The 25,443-nt window shown below is 69.5% G+C and carries 25 protein-coding genes; 14 read left to right on the top strand and 11 right to left on the bottom strand.

Annotated features, from left to right (window positions below; genetic code table 11):
• Positions 1-160: 160 nt before the first annotated feature.
• The 4 genes from OG698_RS48595 (at position 161) to OG698_RS48580 (ending at position 5,951) form a co-directional block, all read left to right on the top strand.
• On the top strand, positions 161-2,212 hold the full coding sequence (locus tag OG698_RS48595) for a BTAD domain-containing putative transcriptional regulator (protein ID WP_406111911.1): 2,052 nt from the start codon (positions 161-163) through the stop codon (positions 2,210-2,212).
• A gap of 195 nt (positions 2,213-2,407) precedes the next feature.
• Entirely contained in the window at positions 2,408-3,472 is a 1,065-nt protein-coding gene (locus OG698_RS48590) for a methyltransferase (protein ID WP_331729528.1), read from the top strand.
• A 45-nt stretch (positions 3,473-3,517) separates the two neighbouring features.
• Positions 3,518-4,735 (top strand): methionine adenosyltransferase, encoded by a 1,218-nt coding sequence (gene metK, locus OG698_RS48585; protein WP_331729525.1) that lies wholly within the window; start codon positions 3,518-3,520, stop codon positions 4,733-4,735.
• 88 nt (positions 4,736-4,823) lie between these two features.
• The gene (locus OG698_RS48580; RefSeq protein WP_331729523.1) at positions 4,824-5,951 is read left to right on the top strand and encodes an FAD-dependent oxidoreductase; all 1,128 of its coding nucleotides are present in this window, start codon (positions 4,824-4,826) and stop codon (positions 5,949-5,951) included.
• A gap of 74 nt (positions 5,952-6,025) precedes the next feature.
• Here OG698_RS48580 and pheA read toward each other — a convergent pair whose 3' ends face one another.
• From pheA to OG698_RS48540, 8 genes are read right to left on the bottom strand one after another with little or no spacing between them, the layout of a single operon-like run.
• Entirely contained in the window at positions 6,026-6,874 is an 849-nt protein-coding gene (pheA, locus tag OG698_RS48575) for a prephenate dehydratase (RefSeq protein WP_331729521.1), read from the bottom strand.
• Positions 6,875-6,900: 26 nt separating this feature from the next.
• Positions 6,901-8,121, bottom strand: coding sequence for a 3-deoxy-7-phosphoheptulonate synthase (locus tag OG698_RS48570; RefSeq protein ID WP_331729584.1), 1,221 nt, complete (start codon positions 8,119-8,121; stop codon positions 6,901-6,903).
• 11 nt (positions 8,122-8,132) lie between these two features.
• The gene (gene aroH, locus OG698_RS48565) at positions 8,133-8,573 is read right to left on the bottom strand and encodes a chorismate mutase (RefSeq protein ID WP_331729518.1); all 441 of its coding nucleotides are present in this window, start codon (positions 8,571-8,573) and stop codon (positions 8,133-8,135) included.
• A 45-nt stretch (positions 8,574-8,618) separates the two neighbouring features.
• Complete coding sequence (locus OG698_RS48560; RefSeq protein WP_331729516.1) at positions 8,619-8,864, bottom strand: acyl carrier protein; 246 nt, start codon at positions 8,862-8,864, stop codon at positions 8,619-8,621.
• A complete protein-coding gene (locus tag OG698_RS48555) occupies positions 8,861-9,358 on the bottom strand; it encodes a hypothetical protein (protein WP_331729514.1) in 498 nt (165 codons plus the stop codon). Before OG698_RS48555 ends, OG698_RS48560 begins: the two co-directional genes overlap by 4 nt.
• A complete protein-coding gene (locus tag OG698_RS48550; RefSeq protein WP_331729511.1) occupies positions 9,351-9,758 on the bottom strand; it encodes a hypothetical protein in 408 nt (135 codons plus the stop codon). The genes OG698_RS48555 and OG698_RS48550 overlap by 8 nt, the downstream gene beginning before the upstream one ends.
• 8 nt (positions 9,759-9,766) lie before the next feature.
• On the bottom strand, positions 9,767-11,320 hold the full coding sequence (locus OG698_RS48545) for a phenylalanine aminomutase (D-beta-phenylalanine forming) (protein WP_331729509.1): 1,554 nt from the start codon (positions 11,318-11,320) through the stop codon (positions 9,767-9,769).
• 9 nt (positions 11,321-11,329) lie between these two features.
• A complete protein-coding gene (locus OG698_RS48540; protein WP_331729507.1) occupies positions 11,330-12,931 on the bottom strand; it encodes an AMP-binding protein in 1,602 nt (533 codons plus the stop codon).
• 307 nt (positions 12,932-13,238) lie between these two features.
• On the opposite strand from OG698_RS48540, the gene OG698_RS48535 reads away from it, so the two are divergent.
• The 8 genes from OG698_RS48535 (at position 13,239) to OG698_RS48500 (ending at position 20,835) form a co-directional block, all read left to right on the top strand.
• Positions 13,239-13,709 (top strand): ester cyclase, encoded by a 471-nt coding sequence (locus tag OG698_RS48535; protein WP_331729504.1) that lies wholly within the window; start codon positions 13,239-13,241, stop codon positions 13,707-13,709.
• A gap of 79 nt (positions 13,710-13,788) precedes the next feature.
• Positions 13,789-14,715, top strand: a complete 927-nt coding sequence (locus OG698_RS48530) for an alpha/beta fold hydrolase (RefSeq protein ID WP_331729502.1) — start codon at positions 13,789-13,791, stop codon at positions 14,713-14,715.
• Between the two features lie 777 nt (positions 14,716-15,492).
• Entirely contained in the window at positions 15,493-16,224 is a 732-nt protein-coding gene (locus OG698_RS48525) for a PIG-L deacetylase family protein (protein WP_331729498.1), read from the top strand.
• A 186-nt stretch (positions 16,225-16,410) separates the two neighbouring features.
• A complete protein-coding gene (locus OG698_RS48520; RefSeq protein ID WP_406111905.1) occupies positions 16,411-17,166 on the top strand; it encodes a helix-turn-helix domain-containing protein in 756 nt (251 codons plus the stop codon).
• Between the two features lie 179 nt (positions 17,167-17,345).
• The gene (locus tag OG698_RS48515; RefSeq protein ID WP_331729494.1) at positions 17,346-17,603 is read left to right on the top strand and encodes a hypothetical protein; all 258 of its coding nucleotides are present in this window, start codon (positions 17,346-17,348) and stop codon (positions 17,601-17,603) included.
• Between the two features lie 85 nt (positions 17,604-17,688).
• On the top strand, positions 17,689-18,780 hold the full coding sequence (locus OG698_RS48510; RefSeq protein WP_331729492.1) for a GNAT family N-acetyltransferase: 1,092 nt from the start codon (positions 17,689-17,691) through the stop codon (positions 18,778-18,780).
• Between the two features lie 40 nt (positions 18,781-18,820).
• A complete protein-coding gene (locus OG698_RS48505; protein WP_331729489.1) occupies positions 18,821-19,354 on the top strand; it encodes a hypothetical protein in 534 nt (177 codons plus the stop codon).
• Positions 19,351-20,835, top strand: coding sequence for an FAD-dependent monooxygenase (locus OG698_RS48500; protein WP_331729487.1), 1,485 nt, complete (start codon positions 19,351-19,353; stop codon positions 20,833-20,835). The genes OG698_RS48505 and OG698_RS48500 overlap by 4 nt, the downstream gene beginning before the upstream one ends.
• A 20-nt stretch (positions 20,836-20,855) precedes the next feature.
• Here the strand turns inward: OG698_RS48500 and OG698_RS48495 are convergent, their stop codons facing one another.
• The gene (locus OG698_RS48495) at positions 20,856-21,308 is read right to left on the bottom strand and encodes an SAM-dependent methyltransferase (RefSeq protein ID WP_331729485.1); all 453 of its coding nucleotides are present in this window, start codon (positions 21,306-21,308) and stop codon (positions 20,856-20,858) included.
• Between the two features lie 107 nt (positions 21,309-21,415).
• Between OG698_RS48495 and OG698_RS48490 the strand changes: the two genes are divergently transcribed.
• Together OG698_RS48490 and OG698_RS48485 are read left to right on the top strand one after the other, a co-directional pair.
• Complete coding sequence (locus OG698_RS48490; protein ID WP_331729483.1) at positions 21,416-22,675, top strand: MFS transporter; 1,260 nt, start codon at positions 21,416-21,418, stop codon at positions 22,673-22,675.
• Positions 22,676-22,819: 144 nt separating this feature from the next.
• Entirely contained in the window at positions 22,820-23,446 is a 627-nt protein-coding gene (locus OG698_RS48485) for a hypothetical protein (protein ID WP_331729481.1), read from the top strand.
• Positions 23,447-23,450: 4 nt separating this feature from the next.
• Here OG698_RS48485 and OG698_RS48480 read toward each other — a convergent pair whose 3' ends face one another.
• Positions 23,451-24,059 carry a response regulator transcription factor gene (locus OG698_RS48480; RefSeq protein ID WP_331729479.1) on the bottom strand — a complete coding sequence of 203 codons (609 nt, stop codon included), beginning with the start codon at positions 24,057-24,059 and terminating at the stop codon, positions 23,451-23,453.
• A gap of 150 nt (positions 24,060-24,209) precedes the next feature.
• Complete coding sequence (locus OG698_RS48475) at positions 24,210-25,352, bottom strand: sensor histidine kinase (RefSeq protein WP_406111901.1); 1,143 nt, start codon at positions 25,350-25,352, stop codon at positions 24,210-24,212.
• Positions 25,353-25,443 lie beyond the last annotated feature (91 nt).

Here is a 25,443-nt window from a genome sequence, read left to right as displayed (position 1 = left end):
TAGCGTCGGCCAACGATCCCTGATATCCGGGGTGGCAACGGGCAACAAGGCGCTTTCCGGCCCCAGTTGCTGTGCAGAACCCGGTATACGGCTATCCGGAAGGGCTCATCATGACGAACACAATGCTCGTCGGAACCTCGCAGCGTTCGGGCTCTGTACGGTGACCGAGATACCGCTCACAGGCGGGCGGGCCGGTCGCCGGGCCATGGCGGAATTCCATGCGCTGGGCCCGGTGGAGGCGTTGGTATCCGGCCGGATGGTGGATCTGGGGACGCCCAAGCAGCGCACACTCCTCGCCCTGCTGGTGAGCCAGGCCGGCCGGACAGTGACAACAGACGTCATTCTGGAGGCCCTTTGGGAAGGGAATCCGCCGCCGTCGGCGATGACGTCACTGCAGGCGTACGTGGCCAAATTGCGCAAGGTCCTGGAACCGGGCCGTGCGCCGAGAACACAGGCGACGGTCCTGCGTACGTGTGCCCGGGGCTACGTGCTGGACGCCGGGGCCGTCGATGTCGATGTGCACAGGTTCGTCGCGCACGCCGAGGCGGGCAGGCGGGCGCGGGACCGTGCGGATCCGCAGCAGGCGTTGCACGAGTTCGATGCGGGGCTGGCGTTGTGGCGAGGGCAGCCCTTCGCGGAGGTGAGCGGTGTCCCTTGTGTCGTGCCGGAGGTGGCGCGCCTCGAAGAGGTGCGGCTGTCCGTCGTCGAGATGCGGTGCGCGGCGCTGCTGACCCTGGGAGCCCACGAAGTGGCCGTGGCCGAACTGAGGGCCTTCGTCAAGTCCAACCCGTTGCGCGAGTACGGCTGCGAGCTGCTGAGTCTGGCCTTGTACCGGGCAGGTCGGCAGGCCGACGCACTGGAAGTGCTGAGGACCATTCAGGCGAGCCTGTCCGAGGAGTTGGGCGTCGATCCCACCCTGCGGTTGCAACACATGAGGCAGCAGATCCTGAACCAGGATCCGGCTCTGGACTGGCAGCCGGCATCAGCCCTTCCGGTGCGGTCGGCAACCGTCGGGGCCGAGGGTTCGCTCCCGCCGCACGCGGCCGCCGCGTCATCGCCGACGGACGACACCGCCGAGGACGTCTTCGTCGGTCGTGAGGCAGCGGTCCGGCAACTGACCGAGGCTCTGGCCGCGGCGGAGGCCTGCCGGGGGCAGGTGGTGATGGTGTCCGGGGAGCCGGGGGCCGGAAAGACCAGCCTGCTGCGGCGGTTCGCCGAGCGGTCGGGCGTGCCGGTGTTCTGGGGTACCTGCGCCGAGCACATCGCCGCACCGCCGCTCTCGCTGTGGGAGCAGGTGCTGCGTGCGGCCGACGCCGCCTTCCCACACCGCCCGGCACCGGGACCGGTGGCCGAGCTGCTGAACGGGACTGCCCAGCAGCCGACGGTCGGCATGGAGGTGGCGGATGGCGACCCGCGGCTGTTCGATGCCATCGGCCGGCATCTGACCGGTCTGTCCGGGAGCGGAGCGCTGGTGGTGATGCTCGACCATGTGCACCGGGCCGACCCGGCCTCCCTGCGGATGTTGGTTCACCTGGCGGAATTCGTGCCCAGGAGCAGGCTCCTCCTGATCGCGTCCTATCGTTCGGACGAGGCGCCGATCCTGGCCGGGACCCTGGCGGCGCTGTCCGGTGCGCAACCGACGCGGATGGAGCTGCGGGGGCTGACTCCCCGGGACACCCGGGCCCTGGCCAGCGCCATCGTCGGCAGTGAAGTCAGCATTCGCACAGCCGAAGGGCTGTGCGCCAGGTCCGGGGGAAACCCGTTCTTCCTGCGCGAAATGATCAAACTGTTGGCGGGCGAGCAGCGCCTGGACGAATCCCGCGCGGCGCCGGTCCCGGTCCCCGTCCGTGAAGTGGTGATGCACCGCGTCGAACGGCTGCCGGGACCCGCGGCCGAGCTGCTCGCCGTGGCCGCCGTCGCCGGCCAGCACTTCGACGTCGAGGTCGTCGCCGACGTGGCGTCGATCGAGATCGACACGGCGCTCGCGGTGCTCGACAGCGCGATCGCGGCGGGCCTGATCGATGAGGACAAGCAACGACTCGGCTGGTTCCGCTTCACCGACGCCTTGGTGGCGGAGGCGCTGTACGAGACCACGGGACGGATGCGCCGGGGACGTCTGCATCTGCGGATCGAAGCGGCGGCCGACCGTGCCTGGGCGACCGAGCGGGCGGCTGCCGGACTGGCCCCTGCCGCGACCGCCCCGAGGACATGAGTCCGTCGGGCCCGGACCGGCCGGAGGAACAACGAAGGTGATGGCCACGGGTGGCCGTCGCGGGCGGGGCGTCGAGCAACGGACGCCAAGTCGGCGACAACCCGTTGAAAAGCTCCAGCCAAGTCGCATGGCCGATGCTGAGGCAAGGCAGCCGCGACAAGGCGTCGACTTTGCGCGACTCGAAGGGAATGTTCCATGACTGCAGAAGCCACGCTCGCCCGTTTCCGCGAGTACATGGTGGGACCCGCACGGTTCATGAACCTGCTGTCCTGCTTCGAACTCGGCCTCATCGACGCGCTGAGGGAGAACCCCGGCAGGACCGCGGCCGAGCTCGGCGCCTCCGTCGGGGCCAAGCCGGCTGCTGTGGAACAGCTCCTGAATCTGCCGGTCAAGGAGGGCTTCGTCGCACACGACGAGACGTCCGGGACGTACTCCCTCGACGCACTCGAGGACGTGGCCGACGTCGACCTCCAGCGGGTGCTCGCCTTCATGGGCAAGATCAAGGCCACCACGCTCAGGCAGCTCTACTACCTCACCGAAAGCGTGCGGACCGGCACCATCGTCGGGCTGAAGGAACTCTACGGATTCGAGGGGGACTTGTACGGCGCGATGGCCGTGCACGCGGACCTGCGCGAGCCGTGGTCGAGGCTGATGGATTCGGTCACCGAGCGCATCGATCCCTGGTTCTTCGACAACATCGACATCCCGGCCGGCTCGCAGGTGCTCGACCTGGCAGGGCACACCGGTCTCGGCGCGATTCACACCTACAAGTTCAAGGGCTCGGCCGGACTGCGGGTGACCACGTTCGACCTGCCGGACAAGCGCGAGGACTGCCTGCGGAATTTCCGGGAGCACGGCGTGGACGGTACGTCGTCGTTCATCGGGGGAGACGTGTTCCAGAGCGTCCCCAAGGGTTTTGACGTCGTACTGATCAAGCACTTCCTGAACATGTTCGACAAGGATGACGTGCTCAAGATCCTCAACCGCGTCCACGAGGCACTCGAGGTGGGCGGGCAGGTCAACATCCTGGTGCCGATATATGCCGAGAACATCAAGGAATCCTGGAGCGTCGACTACTACCCCTCCTTCTTCCTCGGCTGCGCGACGGGGCAGGGCGGACCCCAGAAGCTGTCGACGTTCCGGAGCTGGCTGGAAGAGGCGGGGTTCACAGTCACGAGGGAGATCTCCCAGGACCCGGCGGACCTGCCGCCGGACGCACTGCCGCTGCAGGGCATTTTGAGCGCAACGAAGAACGGCTGACCGCTCGCTTCGGGCTCCGCGTCCACACACCACTTGGGGAGGGCCATGTCCCGCCGCCTGTTCACCTCGGAATCCGTGACCGAGGGGCATCCTGACAAAATCGCCGACCAGATCAGCGACACCATCCTCGACGCGCTGCTGCGCCAGGATCCCGCCTCGCGCGTGGCGGTCGAAACCCTGATCACCACCGGTCAGGTGCACATCGCGGGAGAGGTGGCGACCTCCGCCTACGCGGACATCGCCGATCTGGTCCGGGCAAAGATTCTCGACATCGGCTACGACTCCTCCGCCAAGGGCTTCGACGGCAACTCCTGCGGAGTGTCGGTGTCGATCGGCGCGCAGTCCCCGGACATCGCGCAGGGCGTCGACCTGGCGTACGAGTCACGCGGCGAGGGCGCCACCGAGGACGACGAACTCGCCCGCCAGGGCGCCGGCGACCAAGGTCTGATGTTCGGCTACGCGACCGACGAGACGCCCAGTCTGATGCCCCTGCCGATCGAGCTCGCCCACCGTCTCGCGCTGCGCCTGTCGCAGGTCCGCAAGGACGGCACCGTTCCCTACCTGAGACCGGACGGCAAGACGCAGGTCACCATCGAGTACCGGGGGAGCCGGCCGGTCCGCCTGGACACGGTGGTGGTCTCCTCGCAACACGCGAGCAACATCGACCTGGACTCGCTGCTCGGCACCGACATCCGCACCCACGTCGTCGAGCATGTCCTCGCCCAACTGGCCGAGGACGACATCAAGCTCGACACCGAGGGCTACCGCCTGCTGGTCAACCCCACAGGGCGGTTCGAGGTCGGCGGCCCCATGGGCGACGCGGGTCTCACCGGCCGGAAGATCATCATCGACACGTACGGCGGCATGGCCCGCCACGGCGGTGGCGCCTTCTCCGGCAAGGACCCGTCCAAGGTGGACCGTTCGGCTGCGTACGCCATGCGCTGGGTGGCCAAGAACGTCGTGGCCGCCGGTCTCGCCGCGCGCTGCGAGGTGCAGGTCGCGTACGCGATCGGCAAGGCCGAGCCGGTGGGTCTGTTCGTGGAGACCTTCGGCACCAGCACGGTCGAGGAGGAGAAGATCTCCCGGGCCATCAGCGAGGTCTTCGACCTGCGCCCGGCCGCGATCATCCGCGACCTCGACCTGCTGCGCCCGATCTACGCCCAGACCGCCGCCTACGGCCACTTCGGCCGTGAACTCCCGGATTTCACCTGGGAGCGGACCGACCGCGCCGATGCCCTGCGCAAGGCCGTGGAAACGGGCTGACAGCAATGTGCCGCCAGGACCTGGCGCGACAAGCCAGTGGTGCGCGGTTCCCCCGCCGCGCACCACTTCGACCGACCGGAGGATCACGATGACGTCGCAGCAGGCGGGCCGCGTGCTGATAGTGGGTGCCGGGATCGCCGGCATGGCGGCAACCATCGCCTTGCGACGCACCGGGGTGGCGGTCGATCTGATCGACATCGAGCCCGACTGGACGGTGGTCGGTGCAGGACTCACGATCACCGGGCCGACGCTGCGGGCGCTCCGGCAGCTCGGCGTGTACGACGCGGTCGCCGCGCAGGGATATGTGGGCGAGGGCATCCGGGTGTGCGGGGTCGACGGCACGTACATCCGGGACATCCCGACGCCGATGCCGCCGGAGGCCGGGGTGTGCGGCTCCGGCGGCATCGGCCGGCCGGCGCTGTACCGGATCCTCTCCTCGCAGGTTGTCGCCAGTGGTGTGCGCCCGCGCTTCGGCATGTCCGTCGTGGAGATCGCGCAGGACAAGGACGGCGTCGATGTCAGCTTCAGCGACGGCACCGCGGGCCGCTACGCCATGGTGATCGGAGCGGACGGGATCTACTCGCGGACCCGCCATCAGGTCTTCCCCGCCGCCCCGCAGCCGGAGTACACGGGTCAGAGCGTGTGGCGCATGTTCGTACCGCGACCGCCGGAGGTCGACCGCCGGCACTACTTCCTCGGCGGAGAGGTCAAGGTCGGCTGGACACCGGTCTCGGCGACGCAGATGTACATGTTCGTGGTCGAGCGGACGCCGCGGAAGTTCCGTGAACCCCACGAGCTGCCGGGCGGCCTGGCCGACCTGCTCAAGCCGTACGGCGGACACGTACGGACGTTCCGGGAGTCGATCCGCGAGGACACCGAGATCGCGTACCGCCCGCTGGAGTCGTTCCGCCTGCCCGGTCCCTGGCACCGCGGGCGGGTGATCCTCATCGGCGACGCCGCTCATCCCACCACGCCGCAACTGGCCTCGGGCGCCGGCATCGCGGTCGAGGACGCGTTGGTGCTCGCCGAGGAACTCGCCCACCACGGCGCGGTCCCCGCGACGTTCGAGGCGTTCTCCGCCCGGCATGAGCAGCGGTGCCGGTTCGTCGTCGAGAGCTCCATCGAAATAGGCAGGCTCGAACAGGAGCAGGCACCACCGGAGGCCCAGACAGCCGTCGTGGAACGCGCGTTGGCCAGGCTCGTCGAGCCGGTCTGAGGCAGCTCGGCCCGGCCGGACGGAGTTCGCCCGGGGAGCAACACGGGACCGACCGGCGCTCGCGGCACGGATGTTCACGTCGAGAAGGCCAATCGGCTGAGATCGGCACGGGGATAACTGCCGAGGACGAACGCGGCGTGGCGCTGGGCGAGGGCGGCGACGACGAGGCCGACGGGAGGGTCGTCCACGTGTCCCTCGCATTCCAGGAGGAAGGAATAGGTGCCGAGGCCGAAGCCGCCGGGCCGGGACAGCACGGCGGTCAGGGGTACCGAGGAGCGGGCGAACTCCTCGAGCACGGTGTGCAGTTGCTGCATCTTGTCGGCCAACGGCACGACCAGGCTGGTGCGGTCGATGCCGGTGGACAGTGAACCCGCCTTGGGCCGGGCGACCTTCACGAAGCGGGTCACCGCGTCCTGCCTGTCTCCGATGTCGGACGCGACGATGTCCAGCCCGTAGCGCCGGAGTGTGTTCGGTGCGGCGATGGCGGCACGACCGGGCACGGCTGTGGCGCCGACGTCCCGGGCGGCCTGTGCGGTGGAGGCGGCGGTGACCACTTCGGCCTGCGGCAGGTTGTCGTTGAGCCAGGTGCGGCACTGCGCGTGCGCGACCGGATGCGTCAGCACCTGCCGGATGGAGGCGAGGGCGCCGGTCGGGGGAACGGCGAGCGCGAATTCCACCCGCAGCAGCGTCTCGCCGGTGATGCACAGGTCCCTTCCGGCGGCGAGCGAGTCGACGGACTCGGTGACAGACCCTTCGACCGAGTTCTCCCACGGGACGACGCCGGCCGCTGCCTCGCCACGGCGAACGGCGTCGAGCGCCTGTCGGACCGTCGGATACGGCACCGCTGAGTCGTGCGGTACGTCCAGCCCGCTCAGAGCTGCTTCGGTGAACGAGCCCGGTGGGCCCAGATAGGCGATGGACATCAGGGAATACCTCCGGGCTCGACCGGTCAGACGGCGCTCCAGGCCCCGGCGACGGCGACGGCCTGTCGGGGGTTGAGCCGCGGGTCGCACAGCGTGGTGTAGCGCCTGCCGACGTCGGCCGACTGGACCTGGCTCCAGGCGCATTCGGTCACGTCGTCCGGCGTGGTCTCGAGGTGGAGTCCGGCCGCGATCCCACCGGCTCCGGCGACCGCCTGCTCGAAGGCCACCACCTCCTCGATGATGGTCTCCACCGACCGGGTCTTCAGCCCGATGGGCGTCTTGATCGTGTTGCCGTGCATCGGGTCGCACAGCCAGGACACCGGATGTCCGGCCTCGCGCACTGCCGTGACCAGGGCCGGTAGCCGTGCGGCGACGTGGTCGACTCCCATGCGTGCGATCAGCGTGAGACGGCCGGGCTCCCTGCCCGGATCGAGCCTGGCGCACAGATCCACCAGTTCCGCGGGGGGCATGGTGGGACCGACCTTGCAGGCAACGGGGTTGGCGACCTGAGCGAGCAGCCTGACGTGGGAGCCCTCCGGATTCCGGGTGCGTTCGCCGATCCAGGGCAGGTGGGTGGAGGCCAGGTAGCTCTGATCGCCCGCCGTGCGGCGCAGCAACGGCCGCTCGTAGTCCAGGACCAGCGCCTCGTGACTGGTCCACACGGGTGCTCCGGTCGGCGGCATCCAGGCGCCGGTGCGCTGGCGCAGGAGCGTGGTGGCCCGGTCCGCTGCCGCGTAGCAGGCGAGCATGCGCTCGGGATCGGCACGGCGCGCCTCGGGTGTGGCGGCGGGTCCGTTGACCAGATGGCCGCGGTAGACCGGCAGTTCGCGCCCGTCGACGACCTCGGTGGGGGAGCTGCGCGGCTTGGCGAACTGGCCGGCTATGCGGCCGATCCGGATGACCGGCCTGCCGGTGTTGATCTTCATGACGCCCGCCAGCGCGTCGATCAGACCGATCTTGCGGTTCACCGCCTGCGGTCCGCACTCGGCAGGGTCCTCCGCGCAGTCCCCGGCCTGGATGATCTGGTAAGTGCCGCCGGCCGCCTCTGCCATCAGCATGCGCAGCATCTGCACCTCCTCCCAGCCCACCAGGCCGGGCAGGGCGGCGAGTTCGGCCCGCACGGCGGCCGCACGCTCCGGGTCTGCCCACACGGGTTGCTGTTCCGGAGCGACGAGCCGGCCCGGGTCGACGCCGGTGGCTGCCGGCGGCCGGAGATCGCGGTCGCGAACGGGTGATGCGAGAGGCATCGCGGACATGATCAGGCTCCTTGGGGCAGAGGGGAGTCAGTTCCCCGGGCCGGGGCACTCAGGTCGGGGCGCAGCGCCGCCGCGGCACCGAGATAGACGTGGTGCATGGCGTCGCGGGGCCGCGGGCTGTGCACATGCGCCAGAATCCGGATGACGCGATTCAGGGAGCCCGGGACCGCGATCTCGGCGGTGCACAACAGCGGCACATCGGTCAGGCCCAGCTTCCTGGCCGCGGCCGCCGGAAAGGCGGAGCGCAGGTCGTGGGTGGTGGTGAAGACGATGCTGATCAGGTCCGCATCGCTCAGTTCGTTGCGCCGCAGGATCTCGCCGAGGAGTTCGCTGGTGGCCTGTTCGATGAGTGCGGGGTCGTCGGAGGCGACCTGAGTGGCACCGCGCACGGCACGCACGGCGAGAGCGCGCGGCTCGTTCGCCTGGCTGGTCGGGGTCGTCACTGGCTGGCTCCTGTGTCTCCGGAAAGGGCCGATTGGGCCGGGTGATCAGGCCGCCTGCCGGCTCAGCAGGTCGTACAAGGCGGAGATGGTGCGCGCCTGCGGCAGTTCGTCCAGGGGCAGCACCACCTGGTACTGCTTCTCCACCTGCGCGACGATCTCGATGAGGTTGAGCGAGTCGGCCTCGTAATGGTTGAAGAGGTCCGCGGTGTCGTCGATCTCGTCCGGACTCAGCACCAGGATCTCCGCCACGATCGCGCGGAGCTTCGAGGCCGAGTTGTCGGTGTCGTTCATCTGCCGTCCTTCTCTTGAAGTGGTGCCGGTGCGGTGGGGAGCAGACTCGCGGCAGGGCGCGAGACGACGAGGATCGAGCCCACGGTGAGGACCGTTCGGTCGGCCGTCCGCGTCTCGCCGGTGAACTCACCGACCGCGCCGGAATGGTGGCTGAGCCGTACGTGGTGTTCCAGGACGTCGCCGGGCACGGCCGGCGCGGCGTACGCCAGGTCGCGGATGCCGACCATCAGCGGGACCTCGTCCGGCGGGCTGAGCCCGGCGAGCGACCACAGGAGGGAGACGGCCTGGCCGAACGATTCGAGCAGGAGCACCGACGGGTAGGCGAAGCCGTCGATGCCGGTTCCGTCCGCCATGTCCCGGTAGCAGTCCTCCCCGCCGGTGATCGCCTTGGTGGCGACGAGCGAGTCGGGCGGCGAGAACTCCCGCACCGTGTCGAGCAGGAGCATGGGAGGGCGCTGGCGGAGCCGGCCGCGTACCTGGCTGTGGTCAAGCATCGGCCACCACCGGTTCGAGCGTGACGGACAGCTCCGCCGCCATCTGGCCGTCGGCACGCGCGCCTCGAGCCCGGACTCCGACCAGGCTGTTCGTCCCGGGAGTCACCAGCAGGGAGAGCTCCAGTTCGTCGCCCGGAAGCAACGGGCGGGCGAAGCGAGCGCGGTCGATGCGGCGCAGCCGAAGCTCGGTACCGAGGGCGGCACCGGCAGCCTGGCGCACACAGTCGATCAGGAGAACCCCCGGCAGGATCGGGAAGCCCGGATAGTGGCCGGCCATCTGCGTGGTGGCCCGCTCCACGGGCAGCCGCACCGTGACCCGGGTGCCCTCGGGGGTCTGCTCGGTCTGCGGTGGGCGGTGCAGCGCGTCGAACACCTTCGCTGTTCGGGACGAGGCAGGCACGGCGCTCCTCAGCCCAGGCCCGGCTCGGAGAGGAGACGCTTGGCGAGCTCTTCCACGTAGTCGGTGATCGTCACGTCGTGGTCGAGGTACGGGACCACCTCGCGCGTCGCCTCGTACAGCCGCCGGGTCGCGGGTGACAGACCCTCCGTGCCCCGGATGTCGACGGCCTGGGCGGCGCAGAGCAGCTCGAAGGCGACCACGTAGGCGACGTTCTCCAGGACCTCCGCGGCGCGCCTGGCCGCGACGAAGCCGAAGGACACGATGTCCTGGAAGTCCCCGGTCGAAGTCAGCGACTGGATGGACATGGGCATGCACTTCGCCCTGGTCTCCGCGGTCAGCGAGGCGGTCATGAACTGGCCGCCCATCAGCCCCAGGCGCAGGCCCGGGTTCTCCTGGCACAGGAACGCCGGAAGCCCCTCGCTGTTGCTCTTGTCGAGGAACCGGTCGATGCGGCGGTTGGACAGGTTCATCAGTGTGGTCATCGCGATCGCCAGGTGGTCCATCGCCATGGCGACGTACTGCCCGTGGAAGTGCCCGTTGTGGAACACCTCGGCCTCGTCGGGGTCGATCAGCGGGTTGTCGTTGGACGAGTTGAGCTCGTCCTCGACGACCTGCGTGAGCGAGGCGAGGCTGTCCACGACCGGCCCGAGGATCTGCGGTGTGCACCGGACCGAGTAGGCGTCCTCGATGGACTGGGATCCCGCCTTCGCGGTGTCGCCCATCTCGCCCGACAGGAGGTGCTCGGTGTTGAGCTCGTCGACCGCCAGAGTGGACTCGGCCAGCGTCTCCCACAGGAACTTGGCGACCGCCTGCTGTCCCTTGTGCGGCTTGAGCGCGTGGACCCGCGGGTCGAACGGCTTGGTCTTGCCGGCGAGGCCTTCCACGGACAGCGCCGAGACCAGCAGGTACGTCTGCAGCAGCCGCTGGGCCTTCGCGATGTTGAGGCTGCCCAGACCCACCATGCCGGAGGTGCCGTTGATCAGCGCCAGGCCCTCCTTGAAACTGAGTTCCATCGGCTCGATGCCGACCCGTCGCAGTGCCTCGGCACCCGGGAGGACCTCACCGTTCAGCCGCGCCTTCCACTGGCCGATGCAGACCAGGGCGATCGCGGCCAGCGGCCCGAGGTCGCCGCTGGTGCCCAGCGACCCCTTCTCCGGCACGCACGGTATGACCCCCGAGTTGCGTACCGCGATCAGCTTGTCCAGGTTCGTCAGGGAGATGGCCGAGTTGCCGCGGGACAGTGACACGATGCGGGACGTCATGATCGCGCGGACCGTGACGTCGTCGAGGTGGTCGCCGACGTTGGTCGCCACGGCGTTGAGCAGATTCTCCTGGAGCTGCCGGGCCATGGTGACCGGCACCAGGTAGTTGACGAACCCGCCCATGCTGGTGTTGACGCCGTAGATGACCCGCTCCTCGGCGACGAACTTCTCCAGCGTTCGCCGAGAGGCCTGTACGCGTGCGCGAACCGTGTCGTCGATGGCCACGGGGTCGGCTGAGACCGCGGTCGACTCGACGTCGGTCAGCCGCACCCGCTGGCCGATGGACAAGGTGTAAGTCACGTGTGGCTCCTAAGCGTTCGTAGCGTGTCGTAGATGCGATGTCCCCCGGGGGGAGGCCAGCTTCTGCGTGAGCAAAGTGCGATCGACCTTGCCGTTCTCGGTCAGGGGAAGCTCCGGCAAGGTGTGGACCGACCGAGGCACCATGTAGGCGGGCAGTTCTCGCGCGCAGAACGCGAGTGCCGCACCGACGTCGAGGTCTCCCGGGCCGTCCAGGACGACGGCCGCCATCAGCACGTGGTCCCCCGATCGCGGAACCAGGGTGGCCGCGGCCGCCGTCACGCCGGGAAGGCGGGTCAGGGTGCCCTCGATCTCGCCCAGCTCCACCCGGTTCCCGCGGATCTGCACCTGGTAGTCGGACCGGCCCACGAAGGAGAGGTCGCCCCCTGTGCCCAGGCGGGCCAGGTCGCCCGTGCGGAGCACCTTCTGCCCGTGCCGCGGCTCGACCGGGTCGGGCACCAGCACGGCGGCCGTCGCCTCGGGGTCGTTCCAGTAGCCGGTGAACAGCGCCGGGCTGCGCAGGTAGATCTCCCCGATCCGGCCCGGCTGGGTGACCACTTCGCCCCGGTGGTCCACGAGGGTCATCTCGGCGCCGGCGTGGGCGTGACCGATCGACAGTCGTTCCTGCTCGGCCGGCAGCGGATTGGGGACGTCGGTGAACGAGGCGGCCATCGACTCCGTCGCCCCGTACCCGTTGACGACGCGGGCGCCGGGAAGCATCTCCTGCAGCCGGCGAAGTTCGGGGATCGGGAATTCCTCTCCCGCGAAGACGACCGAGCGCAGACGCTCCAACTCCTTGAGCAGGTCCGGGTCGTGGCGCAGGACCGGGCGCCACAGCGACGGGACGCCGTGCACCTGGGTGACCTCGGCATCGCGCAGGAAACCGATCATGCGCCGCGGCGAGGTGAGATCCTCCCGCCGAACCGGGACGAGGGTGGCGCCGCTGCTGAGGGCCACACCGATCCCGAACAGCGCGAAGTCGAACTGGAGCGGTGACGTGCTGGCCACCCGGTCGTCGGGTCCGGCCAATCCGTCCTCCAGCATCGCGCGGAGGAACGTCACGATCGCCCGGTGGCTCATCACCACGCCCTTGGGACGGCCGGTCGACCCGGAGGTGAAGACGATGTACGCGGTGTCGGTGGCGAGCACGTTCTGTCGTCGGCGCACCCGGGGCGTCGGCGGGCGCTCGACCACCAGGCCGCCCGGGCCGAAGTGCGCGCTGCCGTCCGCTTCCACCAGCTCCCTGCGCGCGAGGCCGTCGGCCCGGGCGTGGAGTGCGGGTTCGACCGAACGCAGGATCGACAGCAGACGGGTGTCCGGCGTCTGCGGGCTCACCGTCACGAACGGCAGGCCCAGCATGGAGCAGGCGAGCAGCATGGCCACCGCCGGCGCCGAGGTGTCCGCCTCGACCACCACGCGGTCACCGACATCGAGGCCGAGGCCGTCCAGAACGGCCGCGTACTCCTGGGTCAGGAGGTCGAGGCGGTGGTAGGAGATCTCGTGGAGGACTCCGTGCGCGTCCGCCTCCACCACCGCGGGCTTGTCCGGTGTGACGGCCGCGGGCCCCATGAGCAGCCGATAGAGGTTGTCCGCCGAAGGCCGCGGGCGTTCCATAGCGTCTCCCTTGTCAGTTGAGTGACGGCGGCGAGCGGAGCCGCCGGTGCCGCCGTGTCGCTTCGGGGCCTTGGCACCAACCCTGGGACACCGCGATGGGCGTGGGACTGGAGCGTGTCTTGAGCGGCGGTGTACAGGCAGGTCGGCGCCCTTGTACGGACAGCTGCACGAAGGGAACGGGCTTCCACGCCGACCGCCGGTCGCGCACCGGCGGTGCTCGGCTCCAGCGGGGTGCGAGGGACAGGCGAGGGGAGACGCCTAGCGTCGCCTCCCGAACCGAACCAGCCGATGTCTAAAGGAGCCCCGCATGTCCACCGAGGAGCACGAGTTCAAGCTGCCCGGCGCGGATCTTCCGCAGCCCGACGCCGAACTGCGCAAGCGGCGCGAGGCGGTCGTCGCGGAACACACCATCGCCGAGTCCGCCTGGGACATCGACGGGGTGCTCGCCACGTTCCCGCGCGGCGGCGTCTACCGGGTCATGGCGTACGAGGAGAGCCCCTTCATCGGTGAACAGGCCATCAAGCAGGGCTACTTCGCCGAACTGCAGAAGGCCTTCCCGAACCCCGAGCACGACCTGTTCCACGTCCACCACACGCCGACCGCGGTGATCCTGGAGGCGCAGATGCGCGCCAAGCAGGAGGCGGACTGGCGCGGCATACCCAACCGTGGCAAGACCGTCGAGGCCCCCGTGGCCGTCTTCTTCCACTTCGACGGCGATGTCCTGATCGACGAGACCCTCTACTTCGACATGGCCACCTTCGCCCGTCAGCTCGCCTGAGCCCGAAGTGCCGGGGCGCGCGGATCCGGGCACCCCGGCAGCCGGCTCAGTCCACCGCGACCGACAAGGACCACCACTCATGAGCGTGTCCAGGACGGGCCGGAAGGCGCCGTCGCAGACCTACTCGGCCGGGGTGCGCCCGATCCTCCTCGAGTCCGCGGGCTTCACCTTGTCCGGTCTGCTGGCGGAGCCGCCCGACGGGCCGCCTCGGGCGACCGTCGTGGCCGTGCACGGCGGCGGCATGCGGGCGGGTTACTTCGACGGGCAGGCCGATGCCGATCTGTCTCTGCTCACGCTGGGCGCGCGGCTCGGTTTCACGGTGCTGGCGCTGGACCGGCCCGGCTACGGCCGGTCCGCGGCGCAGGTGCCCGCCGGCCTGACCCTCGAGGAGCAGTCCGCCGTCCTGTCCGGGGCGCTCGACGCCTTCGCCGACCGGCACACCGTCGGCAGGGGGTTTTTGCTGCTGGCCCATTCCTACGGCGGCAAGCTCGCCCTCACGACCGTCGCGCGTACCCCCGGCCTGCTCGCCCTGGACGCCTCCGGTGTCGGTCACCGTTACGCCGTGGAGTCGGCCGAACGGCCGCGCTTGCGCCGTCACTTGGAGTGGGAGCGTAACTGGGGTCCGTTGGGGCTTTACCCGCCGGGCACGTTCCGCGCGGCCGAGGCTCTGGTCGCCCCCATCCCTGCCCGTGAGGCCGCCGAGGTGCCTCTGTGGCCGGAGATGTTCGAGGAGCTGGCGCCGCGGATCGACATCCCGCTGCGGCTGACCTTCGCCGAGCACGAGGCCTGGTGGCTGCACGAGGAGCCGGACATCGCCGATATGACCTCCCGGCTGGCCAAGGCACCCGTCCTCCGGGTCGAGCGCCAGTCCGGCGCGGGCCACAACATCAGCCTCGGCCGGGCCGCCCGCTCCTATCACCTGCGCGCGCTCGCCTTCTTCGAGGAATGCCTGCAATCCGCCGAGGCCGACTCGGCCGGTGTGCGTCCCACGCCCTCTCGCGGCTGAAGAACGGGAAGGTCCCGTGGGACTGCCGGGCTCAAGAGCAACGGCGGTTACCGGGCCACGTTCGGCATCGCCCGGCTCCGCAGCCCGGCCCTCACCGGACAACTCACACCCCCGTACGGGACAACCTCCACGACGCTCCCCTCGCCCGTCCTTCGCACCCCGCCGGTGCGCGAGCGGCGGACGGCGGGAGGTTCGTTCCCTTCGTGCGGCCGTCCGTACAAGGGCGCCGACCTGCCTGTACACCGCCGCTCAAGACACGCTCCAGTCCCACGCCCATCCCGGTGTCCCACGGTTGGTCCCGAAGCGACACGGCGGTAGCGGCGGCGTCGCACGCCGCCGTCGCTCGACCGACAAGGGAGACGCTATGGAACGCCCGTGTCCTTCGGCGGACCACCTCTACGCCATCGCGAGCCGCGGCGAAGCCGGGATCGTCACCGTGTGCCCGGACGCCACCGGTGAGTTGCCGGCGAGGCTTCGGAGGTGCGCTGGATTCGCGATCTTCAGAGTCAATGCCCGGGTGTGAGGACTTCTACGGCCTCGGGCGTTCAGAACGAGGATCCCGTCCAGGAGTTCACGGCGTACAGCCACCCAGCGTTCCACGATCGCGTTCATCCGTGGAGCCTGCGGACCGGTGAGCACGAACTCGCCATACGGACGCGGCGCCTGGCCTGCTCGACGACAGCGAAGCAGTACAGCCGGGCCAGGGTGGTGTGAGCAGTGCCTGCATTCCGCCGCGCAGACCACGACTCGGCCGACGTGCACCCCGGGAGAGGCAACATGACCAAGCCGTACGAACCGATGCCGGAGGACTGGCAGCGTGCGCTGTGCGTCGTCGCGCATCCCGACGACCTGGAGTACGGGCCCGCTTGCGCGGTCGCCGAATGGACCGCGCGGGGCAAGTTCGTCGCCTACGCCGTCGCGAGCCGCGGCGAAGCCGGGATCGCCACCATGCACCCGGACGCCACCGGTGAGTTGCGTGCCGAGGAGCAACTGCGGGCCGCGGCCGCGGTCGGGGTGCGGGACGTGGACTTCCTCGGCCACCCGGACGGCATCATCGAGTACGGCTTGCCGCTGCGCCGTGACATCGCGCGTTCGATCCGCAAGTACCGCCCGGACATACTCGTCACCATCAACTTCTACGACCGGTGGCGCAGCGGAGACTGGAACACCCCCGACCACCGCAACGTCGGCGTCGCACTGCTCGACGCGGCAAGCGACGCCGGCAACCCCTGGATCTTCCCCGAACTCCTCGACGAGGGTTTCGAGCCGTGGGCCGGCGTGCGCTGTCTTGCGGTCGGCGGTTCCCCGGAGTCCGGGCACGCCGTCGATTGCACCGATGGCATCGCCGCCGGTATCGAGGCGCTGGCCGCGCACGACGGCTATCTGGCGTCGCTGCCGCCGGACAACCCGATGTCCGATGCCGCCGGCTACCTCACCACCAAGCTCACGCGCTTCGGCGTGCGCTTCGACAACGTGCCGACCATGCCGTTCGAGATCATCGGCGTCTGACCCGAATCCGCCGGCGTGCCGCTTGCGTGACTGACCAGCGGATCCCAGGCGCCCCGGACCGGCCAGGCCCGGGGCGTCCGGTGTTTCCGCCGTCGTGCCTGAAGGCTCCGCGGTCAACTCAGATCCTCAAGGAGACACGTACGCCTTTTCCGTTCGGCTGTTCAGGAGATGCTTATGGAGCATGCTGTGGAACAGGCCGTACGGATCATCCGGGAGCGATACGCGGAACCGCTCAGCCTCGACGCCATCGCCTGTGCGGTCCTGGTGAGCAAATTTCATCTTCTGCGTGTGTTCAGGCAGGTCACCGGAGTGACCCCGGGGCGCTTTCTCAGTGCGGTGCGCATCAGTGAAGCCAAGCGCCTGCTACAGAATTCCGATCTCGCTGTGGCCGTCATATCCGCCATGGTCGGATACGACAGTACAGGTAGCTTCACCAGTCGCTTCACCGAATCTGTGGGAATCCCGCCCACGCGATACCGACAGCTGAGCCGGGGCGAGGGCGAGTTCACCGCGCGCTCCTCGGCCGAGGGTCAGGTCGAGTTGACGCGCTGCCAGTTGCGCGGTGTGGTCCGGGCCGTGGCGAAGCCCGTCTCCTCGATCTACATCGGTGCCTTCGGCGGCCCCATACTCCAGGGGCATCCGTCCAGTTGGACCACGGCCGAGCACCTCGGCCCCTTTGTGCTGCAGCAGGTGCCGCGTGGGATCTGCTACCTGCACGCGACGATGCTCGCGGCGCGGGAGAAGTCGCTGGAGACCATGCTGCTGACGGCCACGCTGGGGCCCATGCGTATCGACCCGTACGTCAGCTCCGAGGTGGAACTGGTGCTGTGTCCGCAGGTCTGGTCCGATCCGCCCGTCCTGTTCGTGGCCCCCGGTTTCGAGATGCTCACCGAGGGGGCTCCTCAGCCCGGATTCAAGCGATTGTCGAGCGGGTTCAAGTAATTTTTCCGCGACTTCAATCGGATTTCAAGGACTAGATCTCCACGCTCCTTCGGAAGGTTAGCAATTAGGGAGAAGACAGGTCGTGACTCCGGCTGCAACGCTCCTTGATGAGCGCGGTGAGGGCCGCGTCTCGGCGGTCCTACGGATCGCCTTCTGTGCACCTCCCGAAGGGATATCGCATGAGCGATGTAGAGGTAATCCGAGTGGAGTCGGCCGACGAGTCCCGGGTGTGGGACCTGGCGGTCTGGGACCGGGCCGGCGAGGACCTGTCCGTGTGGGACCGGGCCGGCGAGGACCTGTCCGTGTGGGACCGGGCTGTGTGGGACCAGGCGCCGGTCTGGGACCGGGCTGTGTGGGACCAGGCGCCGGTCTGGGACCGGGCCGTGTGGGACCAGGCACCGGTCTGGGACCGAGTGATGGAACCACAGGCGGCCTGACGATCGTTCGACAGCCCCTTCGGCCCGGTAGCCGCGTGCACTGCCGGGCCGGACGGGCTTCGTGCATGTCCGGAAGGGAGTTGCCGTGACGACATACCGCCCCGAACCGGCGCTGGGCGCCGCCGGGTTGCTGGTGCGCACCGATATCCCCGAGAGCTGGGACGGCTGGGTCGGCAGGGCGCCGGTCACCCTGCGCCGGCGCTGGATCTCTCTCGCCGAGGGCAGGATCCCCGGCGGCGTCCGCACCTTCGGGCTGCCGGGGCCCCAGGGGGAGCAAGTGGCCCTGGTCGGCGGCGTGATGGAGGCCCCCACGGGACATGTGCGGTTCGACCCGCAGCGGGTGCTGTCGGGCGGATCGGTCGCGGACGGCGTGGCCGCCGAAGGACCGCACCCGTGGAAGGGGCGCTCCGCCGACGAACTGTTCCCGACCTGTCTCCTGATGGGCCCCAACTACGAGTCGGCGCCGGTCGGTCCGGGTGCCCGCGATCCGCGGCTGCTGGGGGAGTATCTGGACGCCCTGCTCGACTGGTGCCGTGACCAGGGGATGCGCAGTGTCTCGGCGCTGTTCCTGCGCCCCGACCACCCCGAGTTCCTGGACGTGCTGCGCGGCGCGGGCTTCGATGTGGTCCCCATGGTGGACCGCAGCGACATGGAGGTCACCTGGGACGATCTGGACGGCTACATAGCCGGGCTGCGGCGCAACCAGCGCTTCACGGTGCGGCGCGAGCTGCGCGAGATCGCGGCCCGCGGAATCGAGATCAGCGAACGCCCGATCGGCGACGAAGAGCCCGAACTTCTCCCGCTGCGGGGCCAACTGATGACCAAGTACGGCGCCGTACCCGATGCGCAGCGCGAGGCGGCCTCGTTCCGGCATCTGCGCGAGCACTTCGGTCCGGAGAACGTCTGGATCGTCGAGGCCCGCCAGCGAGGTGCTCTGCTCTCCTTCACGATGCTGGTGCGGGACGGCGACCAGTGGACCGCGCTGATGAGCGGCACCGACTACGAGCATCCCGACGCCTCGTTCACGTACTTCGCCACGATGTTCTACCGCCCTGCCGAGCTGGCTCCGGGGCAGGGGATCACCACGATCTCCTACGGGCTCGGGACCATGCAGGCCAAGAAGCTGCGTGGCTGCACCGTCAGCACGCTGTCCGCCGCGGGCCTGGTGCTCGACTGATCTGACAGAACCCGACCGAACCGGCTCAAGGAGTATGCCCATGTCGCCCGACACAGCCACCCCGGCCCCCCGGCACGACGGGAAGGTACTTCTTGTCGCCGACCAGGGCCTGCAGTCCGGCGAGCGGATGAGTGCCGCCCAGGTCGACCGGAAGGTCTCCGACTTCTGGACCGGCATCGGCGGCGCCGAGTTCTTCCAGGCGCTCACCACCCGCTTCTACGAGCTCGTCGCGCAGGACGAGCTGCTGTCGCCCCTCTTCGCCGTCCCCGACTGGAGCCGCCACGCCGCACGGCTGAACGAACACTTCTGCCGGATCTACGGCGAGAACGACCTGACCGCGGCATGGGACCCGAAAATGCACCAGGCGCACGCGCACTTCCTGATCTCGCGTGAGCAACGGCTGCGGTGGCTCGCTCTGATGAAGGAGGCGGGCACCCAACTCGACGCGCCCGAACCGCACTTCACCGAGTTCCTCACCATCATGAAGATAGCGAGCGGTGAGATGACCGCGGTGTCCCGGGGCGCCGCGCTGGCCCGCGGTGAGCGGTTCCACTGGGACGGGACCCCGGCATGAGCGGCACCCCTGTCCGTTCGGTGGCCGTGGTGGGCGGAGGCCCCGCCGGAGCCTTCTGCGCGCTGGAGCTGGCCCGGCTGCTGCCCGACACGGCCATCGAGCTCTACGACCGTGACGACCGGGGGCCGGGGGCCGGCATCGTGCTGACGGACGAGTTCGCCGCGCGCCTCCGGGCCGACCACCCCGACGCGTTGCGGCTGCCGGAGTCCGCGTACGCCTCATGGGACAAGACGGTCACGGTGATCGACGGCGAACGGATCCCGTCCGGTGCCTTCGGCATGTCGGGGATCTCCCGGCAGGTGTTCCACGCGCATGTCCGCGAGCTGGCCGCGCGGAACGCCAATGTGCGGCTGATCAGACGCACCGTCACGGACCTGCCGGAGCAGGCCGATCTGGTGGTGCTGGCGGACGGTGCGGGCAGCGAGCTGCGCCGGGGACGGGCCGACCGGTTCGGCACGTCCGTCTCCGCGGGCCGCACCCGCTATCTGTGGATGAGCACGCCCTCGGTTCTCGAACCGTGCTTCCTCCTCAAGGACCTGGGACCGGGCCCCCTGGTGGTGCACGCCTATCCGCATGCGGCCGACGAGAGCACCTTCATCGTCGAGGCCGATCCGGACACCCTGTCCGCTCTCGGCCTGCTCGACCTGTCGGCGGCCGAGGCGGAGCAGAGGCTCGCCGCGGTGTTCCGCAGCGAGCTGGGCGGTGCTCCCTTGAGGGCCCGGACCGCGGGCTGGCAGCCGTTCCGTACCGTCGTCAACCGTCACTGGTCCGACGGGCGGACGGTGCTGGCCGGGGACGCCGCCCACACGGTTCACTTCTCGACCGGCTCGGGCACCGCGCTGGCCATCGACGACGCACTGTGTCTCGCCCGATGTATCGCCGGACACGACGATCCGCTCCGGGCGGTGGCCGAGTACGAGAGCGTCCGGCGGCCGGTCGCCGAGCAGGCACAGGCGGAGGCGGCGGAGAGCACCGCGTGGTTCGAGCAACTGTGCAGCGGTGGGCGGCTGGAGGGGCACCAGACGGTGTTCGCGCTGCGCAGCCGCCGGGCGATGAACACCTACAGCCGACTGCGGGAACGTGACCCGGAGTTCGTCGCGCGCACCGTGGCGCGGCTGGCCGGGCGTCCCACCGACGCGGAGCCCGTCGACGTGCCGCTGACAGTGGGCCGGGTGCGCCTGGACCACCGGCTGGTCAAGGTGGAACGCCGGGACGGCCGGTGTGTGCTGCGCGGCGCGGACGGCACGCGGGCGGTGGGGCTGGTCGTCGACCAAGTCCCCGATCGGCCGCTGCCGGGGATCGATTTCCTCGCGGTGCGGGCCCGGCCGGAGGGCGGCCGGGTGACCAGGTGTGCTGCCGCCGCGCGGATCCGCAGCGCGGCGACGCTCCCGGTCGCGCTGCTGGTCGACGAGGAGTTGTCCCGGGACGAGGCCAACACCCTGATCGCCTCCGCGCGTACGGACCTGGTGGCCGTGCCATGAGCCGCGGCGGCCCGACGGACTCAGAAGTAGGCGCGCATCAGCTCGCTGGACCAGGCCGGCCCCCGCACCTCACCGCGCGGGGCGAACTCGGGCAGATACGGTTTGACGTCGAGTACCGGGGAGCCGTCGATGGCGTCGAGGCCGTGCACGGTGAGCGTCAGCCCGTCGACGGCCGCAAGGCCGCACACGGACACCCCGAGGTGGTTGGGCCGGTTGGGGGCGCGCTGCGCCAGGATGCCGGAGAGCGGCCAGTCGGTGTTGCCCCGGGGGTGCTGGACCGCGGTGCAGGTCCGCGTCGCCAGATGAAACGCGAAGATCACTTCGATGTGTGAGTAGTCGTCGAGACCGGAGGTCGCCGACTCGTCGAACACGGCCGGGTCCAGTTCGATGCGCGAGACCACCGCCCCCCATCCGTCCTCGTGCACCTGGCTGCGTCCGCCGCGTACCACCCCGATCGGGCTGATCGGATTCATTCCACCCCCGCTTCCCGTCCACTGGGTCCAGTTCGTCCGGAACCCACGCAGCATGTCCGCCCGCCCACCGTGGCGTCAACCGCCACCCACCGAGTGAGGTGCCCACCATGGCCCGTGTGATGTCCCGCCTGCTTCCCGAACCCGGCGCCGGTCGGCTGCTGGTCCTGTGCACCGCCGTGGCCAGCCTCGGGAACGGCCTCTATGTCACCGGCGGTGCCGTGTACTTCGTTCATGTCGTGGGGCTGTCGCCGGGCCAGGTGGGCCTGGGCATGTCGCTCGCCGGGGTCCTGGCGCTGGCTCTGGGGGTGCCGACCGGGCAGCTCGCCGACCGGTTCGGGCCGCGGGGAACCACCGCGGTGTTCGCCCTGGGGAAGGCGGCGGCGCTGGTCGCTGCGACCTTCGTGCATTCCTTCCCGACCTACCTGGCGATGGCCGTGGCCCTGGGGCTGGCCGAGCAGAGCGGTCATATAGCCCGGGGCGCACTGGTGTCGGGGGTGATGGGCAGGGAGGGCCGGGTCCGGCTCTCGGCGTACATGCGCAGCGTGTTCAACGGCGGATTCTCGCTGGCCTCGCTGGCGGCCGGCCTGGTCATCGCCGCCGACTCGAAGACCGCCTACCTCTCGCTGTTCTGGGGCAATGCCCTTGCCATGGTGCTGGTGGCCGCGCTGTACATGCGGCTGCCCAAGGTCCCGGGCACCCCGCGCGAACCCCGGGGCGAGCGACCGCGCGGCGCCGTGCGCGACGTCCCCTATCTGGTGGTCGCCCAGGTTTCCGGGATCGTCAGGATCGGGCCGACCGCGCTGGCGGTGGGACTGCCGCTCTGGTTGGTGGTGCACACCGACGCCCCTCGTGCGCTGGCGGCATGGATCATGCTGGTCAACACGCTGATGGTGGTGTTCCTGCAGGTGCGCCTGGCACGCGACGCGGACACCGTGCGTGGGGCGGCACGACTTCAGCGGGTCACCGCTGTGGTCCTGGCGGTCGCCTGTGCTGTCACCGCTCTGACCGGTTGGATGCCCACCTGGGCGGCCGCCACCGTCCTCCTGGCCGTCGCGGTGATCTTCACGTTGGGTGAGATCTGGGGGGAGGCCGCCCGATGGGGGCTGCGGTACGAGCTGGCGCCCGCGAACGCGCAGGGACAGTACGGGGGCGTCTTCGCGACCGGCGACGCCCTCGCGCTGATCGCCGGGCCGACCCTGGTCACCGCGGTGCCCGACCGGTTCGGCGCCCTCGGCTGGCTGCTGATCTCCGTCCTGTTCCTCGGCGTTCTGTGCGCCGGCGGCCCCGCCGTCCGCTGGGCGGAACGGACCCGGGTGCCGGAGCGGGAGGCCGCGGGCGTTCCGGGGGATGCGGTGAAGGCCCCATGATTTCCTCATGTTTTCGGTGTGAGTCCCTCGCTGCTGAAACGCAGTACGCGGTTTCATACTGAAGGGAGCGTGTCAACGGGGGAGGAGCACGGGGGAGGAGCCGCCCTTCGGCCGGCTCCAGTAGCCCGAGGAGGTCTGCTGTTCGTGATTCCAGCCGCGGAAGACTCCCCCCTGCGCCTGCACCACCTGTGGTCCCTGCGAGAGGACACGGCGGTCGGGTGGGACGAGGAGGGCCAGGCGCTCGTGCTCAGCGGTCCGCAGGGTACCGAGCGGATCGAGGCTCCCACGACCGTCGTGGCCGAGGCGCTGCACCGGATGGAACTGGGTCCCGTCCGGCTCGCGAACCTGTTGCAGCCGAAGGACGAAGCCGCCGGGCAGGACAGCTACATGGTGGTGCTGTCGGTGCTCCGCGCGATCTCCCACTTGGTGATCAGGACGCTGGCCCTGGAAGACCTCAAGGGGCCGGTGCTGTCGGTGGTGCCGGCGGGTCGAACCGCCCGCTTCGCCCTGGCCCGGGTGCCGTCGCAGCGCAGGGTGCGGCTGAGGCCCAACGTGACGATCACGGTGCAAGGGAACGCGTTCCTGTTGGAGTGCGGCGCCCTGGAACACCGGGTGCAGATCCACCGCCCCGAGGCGATGTGGGTGGTGTCTCTGCTGGCCTGGCCCACGACACCGGACGCGTTGGTCGAAGTGGCCCCGCTGCCCGCCGAATTGACCCTGGCGATCCTCGGTCACCTGGCGGGGGCCGGCATGACGGTGGCCGTGGGCTGACCGGTCACAGCAGCCAGCCCGACTCGCGGGCGATGCGTATGGCGTCGACCCGGTTACGCGCGTTCAGCTTGGTCACGACCGTGGTGAGGTAGTTGCGTACTGTGCCCACCGAAAGGTGGAGTTGCGCAGCCATCTCCTGTGGTTCCGAGCCCTGAGCGGCCATGTGCAGTACCTCGGTCTCACGGATGGTCAGCGGGCTCTCGCTGCCGCCCCAGGCGGCCAGGGCCAGTTGCGGGTCGATCACCCGCTGGCCGGTGACGATCCGGCGGACGGCCTGGGCGAGATCGCTGGGTGGTGCGTCCTTGAGAAGGAAACCTGAGACGTGCGCGGACATCGCCCGACGCAGCGTGCCCGGGCGGCCGAGGCTGGTGAGGATCAGGGTCCGGCACTCAGGGAGTCGCTCGTGCAGGAGTTCGGCCGCGCTGAGTCCGTCCAGACCGGGCAGGTCGATGTCGATGATGGCCACGTCCGGCCGGTGTTCGCGTGCCTGGCTCAGGATCTGGTCGCCGCGCTCGAGCTCGGCGACCACTTCCAGGTCGTCCTCCAGATTGAGCAGAGCCACCAGTGCGCCGCGGACCATGTGCATGTCTTCGGCCAGGAGGATCCGAATCATCGTCGCCGTTCACCGTTCTCCCGCATACGGGGATCCTGTTGGATCCTGCCCAGCGCCTCGCCCGTTGGAGTTTCGTCAGCGGGAGAGCTGGTACCAAGGTTGCCTACGCTTCGTTTTCTGTCCGGCCGTACGGCTGGTCTTTGTTCGTGATCACCCTTGTGCGCGGGTGGTCGGCTCGTGTTCCCTCATCGGTGTCTCGGCCATGAGTCGGAAGAGGTCCGTGTCGGAAGCGTCGGGGAGGCGTTGTGCGATCAGCCGGCCACCGATGTCTTCCAGTCGTCGTTCGAGGTTGCCCAGGCCGCTGCCGCTGTGCGGCGACCGGAGATGAGAGCCGAGTACCAGGCCGTCGTTGGCGATCGCGAGACGGACGACATCGCCCTCGATCCGGGCGGAGATCCAGCAGCGCGAGGCCTTGGAGTGCCGCAGCAGGTTGGTGACGCCCTCGCGCAGCACCGTGGCCAGCACGGTGGATGTCGTCAGCCCGAGGCGCTCGATGTCGTCCTGGGTGTCGACGGTGACCGAGACGTCGGCGGCGGTCAGCACCGATTCGGCGGAGGTGAGTTCGGAACTGAGGGACATCTCCCGGTACCCGCTCGCGACGCGGCGCACATCGGCCAGTGCCTGGCGGGAGATGACGAGTACCTCGTCGACCTCTTCGCAGGCCCGGTGCGGATTGGTCGGGATGAGGCGGCGGATCAGCTCGTTCTTCAGGGATACGGCGGAGAGGCTGTACCCGAGCAGGTCGTGCAGATCCCTGGAGAATCGTAACTGCTCGTTGCTGACGGCCAGTCGGGCCAGGTCGGTGCGGGCCTTGTGCAACTGGTCGACCAGGCTGGTCAAGCGGCTCAGACCGTAGACGACGAGACCTGTGAGCGCGGTCGTCTGGGCCAGGTACACCGTGTCGATGGCACCCCGGCCGTCCAGGACGCCGGGGATGATCATGCTGAGCGCCGTCAGTCCGTACAGCGTCCAGCCCACCGCGGGCGGCAGGACAAGCAGGAGGGAGCCGGCGAAGAAGCCGGCCATGGAGCCCCAGAACACCCCGAACCAGATCAACGGCAGGTAGGACAGGAGGCCCTGGGCGGCCAGGGTGAGCATCTTGGTGCGAATCCGCGCCTTGGAGATGCCGGGTGCCGAGTGCACGAGTTGCAGCAGGAACACCAACATCAAGCAGACCACGGCGCGGGTCAGGTCGTACGCGTCGAGCGACAGGGAAAGGATGTTGAGGAAGGTGATGCCCAGATAACAGACCAGCGCGGCCAACAGAATGCCCCGGGCGGTTCTGGTGGCCACGCTCCCGTAGTCCTGCGATTGGCTGGCACGCGATGGGGATCTGTTCGGACCGGTGCAGTCCATCTCTCGTCTCCCAGCTCCCCTCGTGTCT

The organism is Streptomyces sp. NBC_01003, assembly GCF_045162695.1.
Classification (GTDB): Bacteria; Actinomycetota; Actinomycetes; order Streptomycetales; family Streptomycetaceae; genus Streptomyces.
Note: the sequence above shows the minus strand (reverse complement) of the source record. Positions and strands in the feature narration are given on the sequence as shown.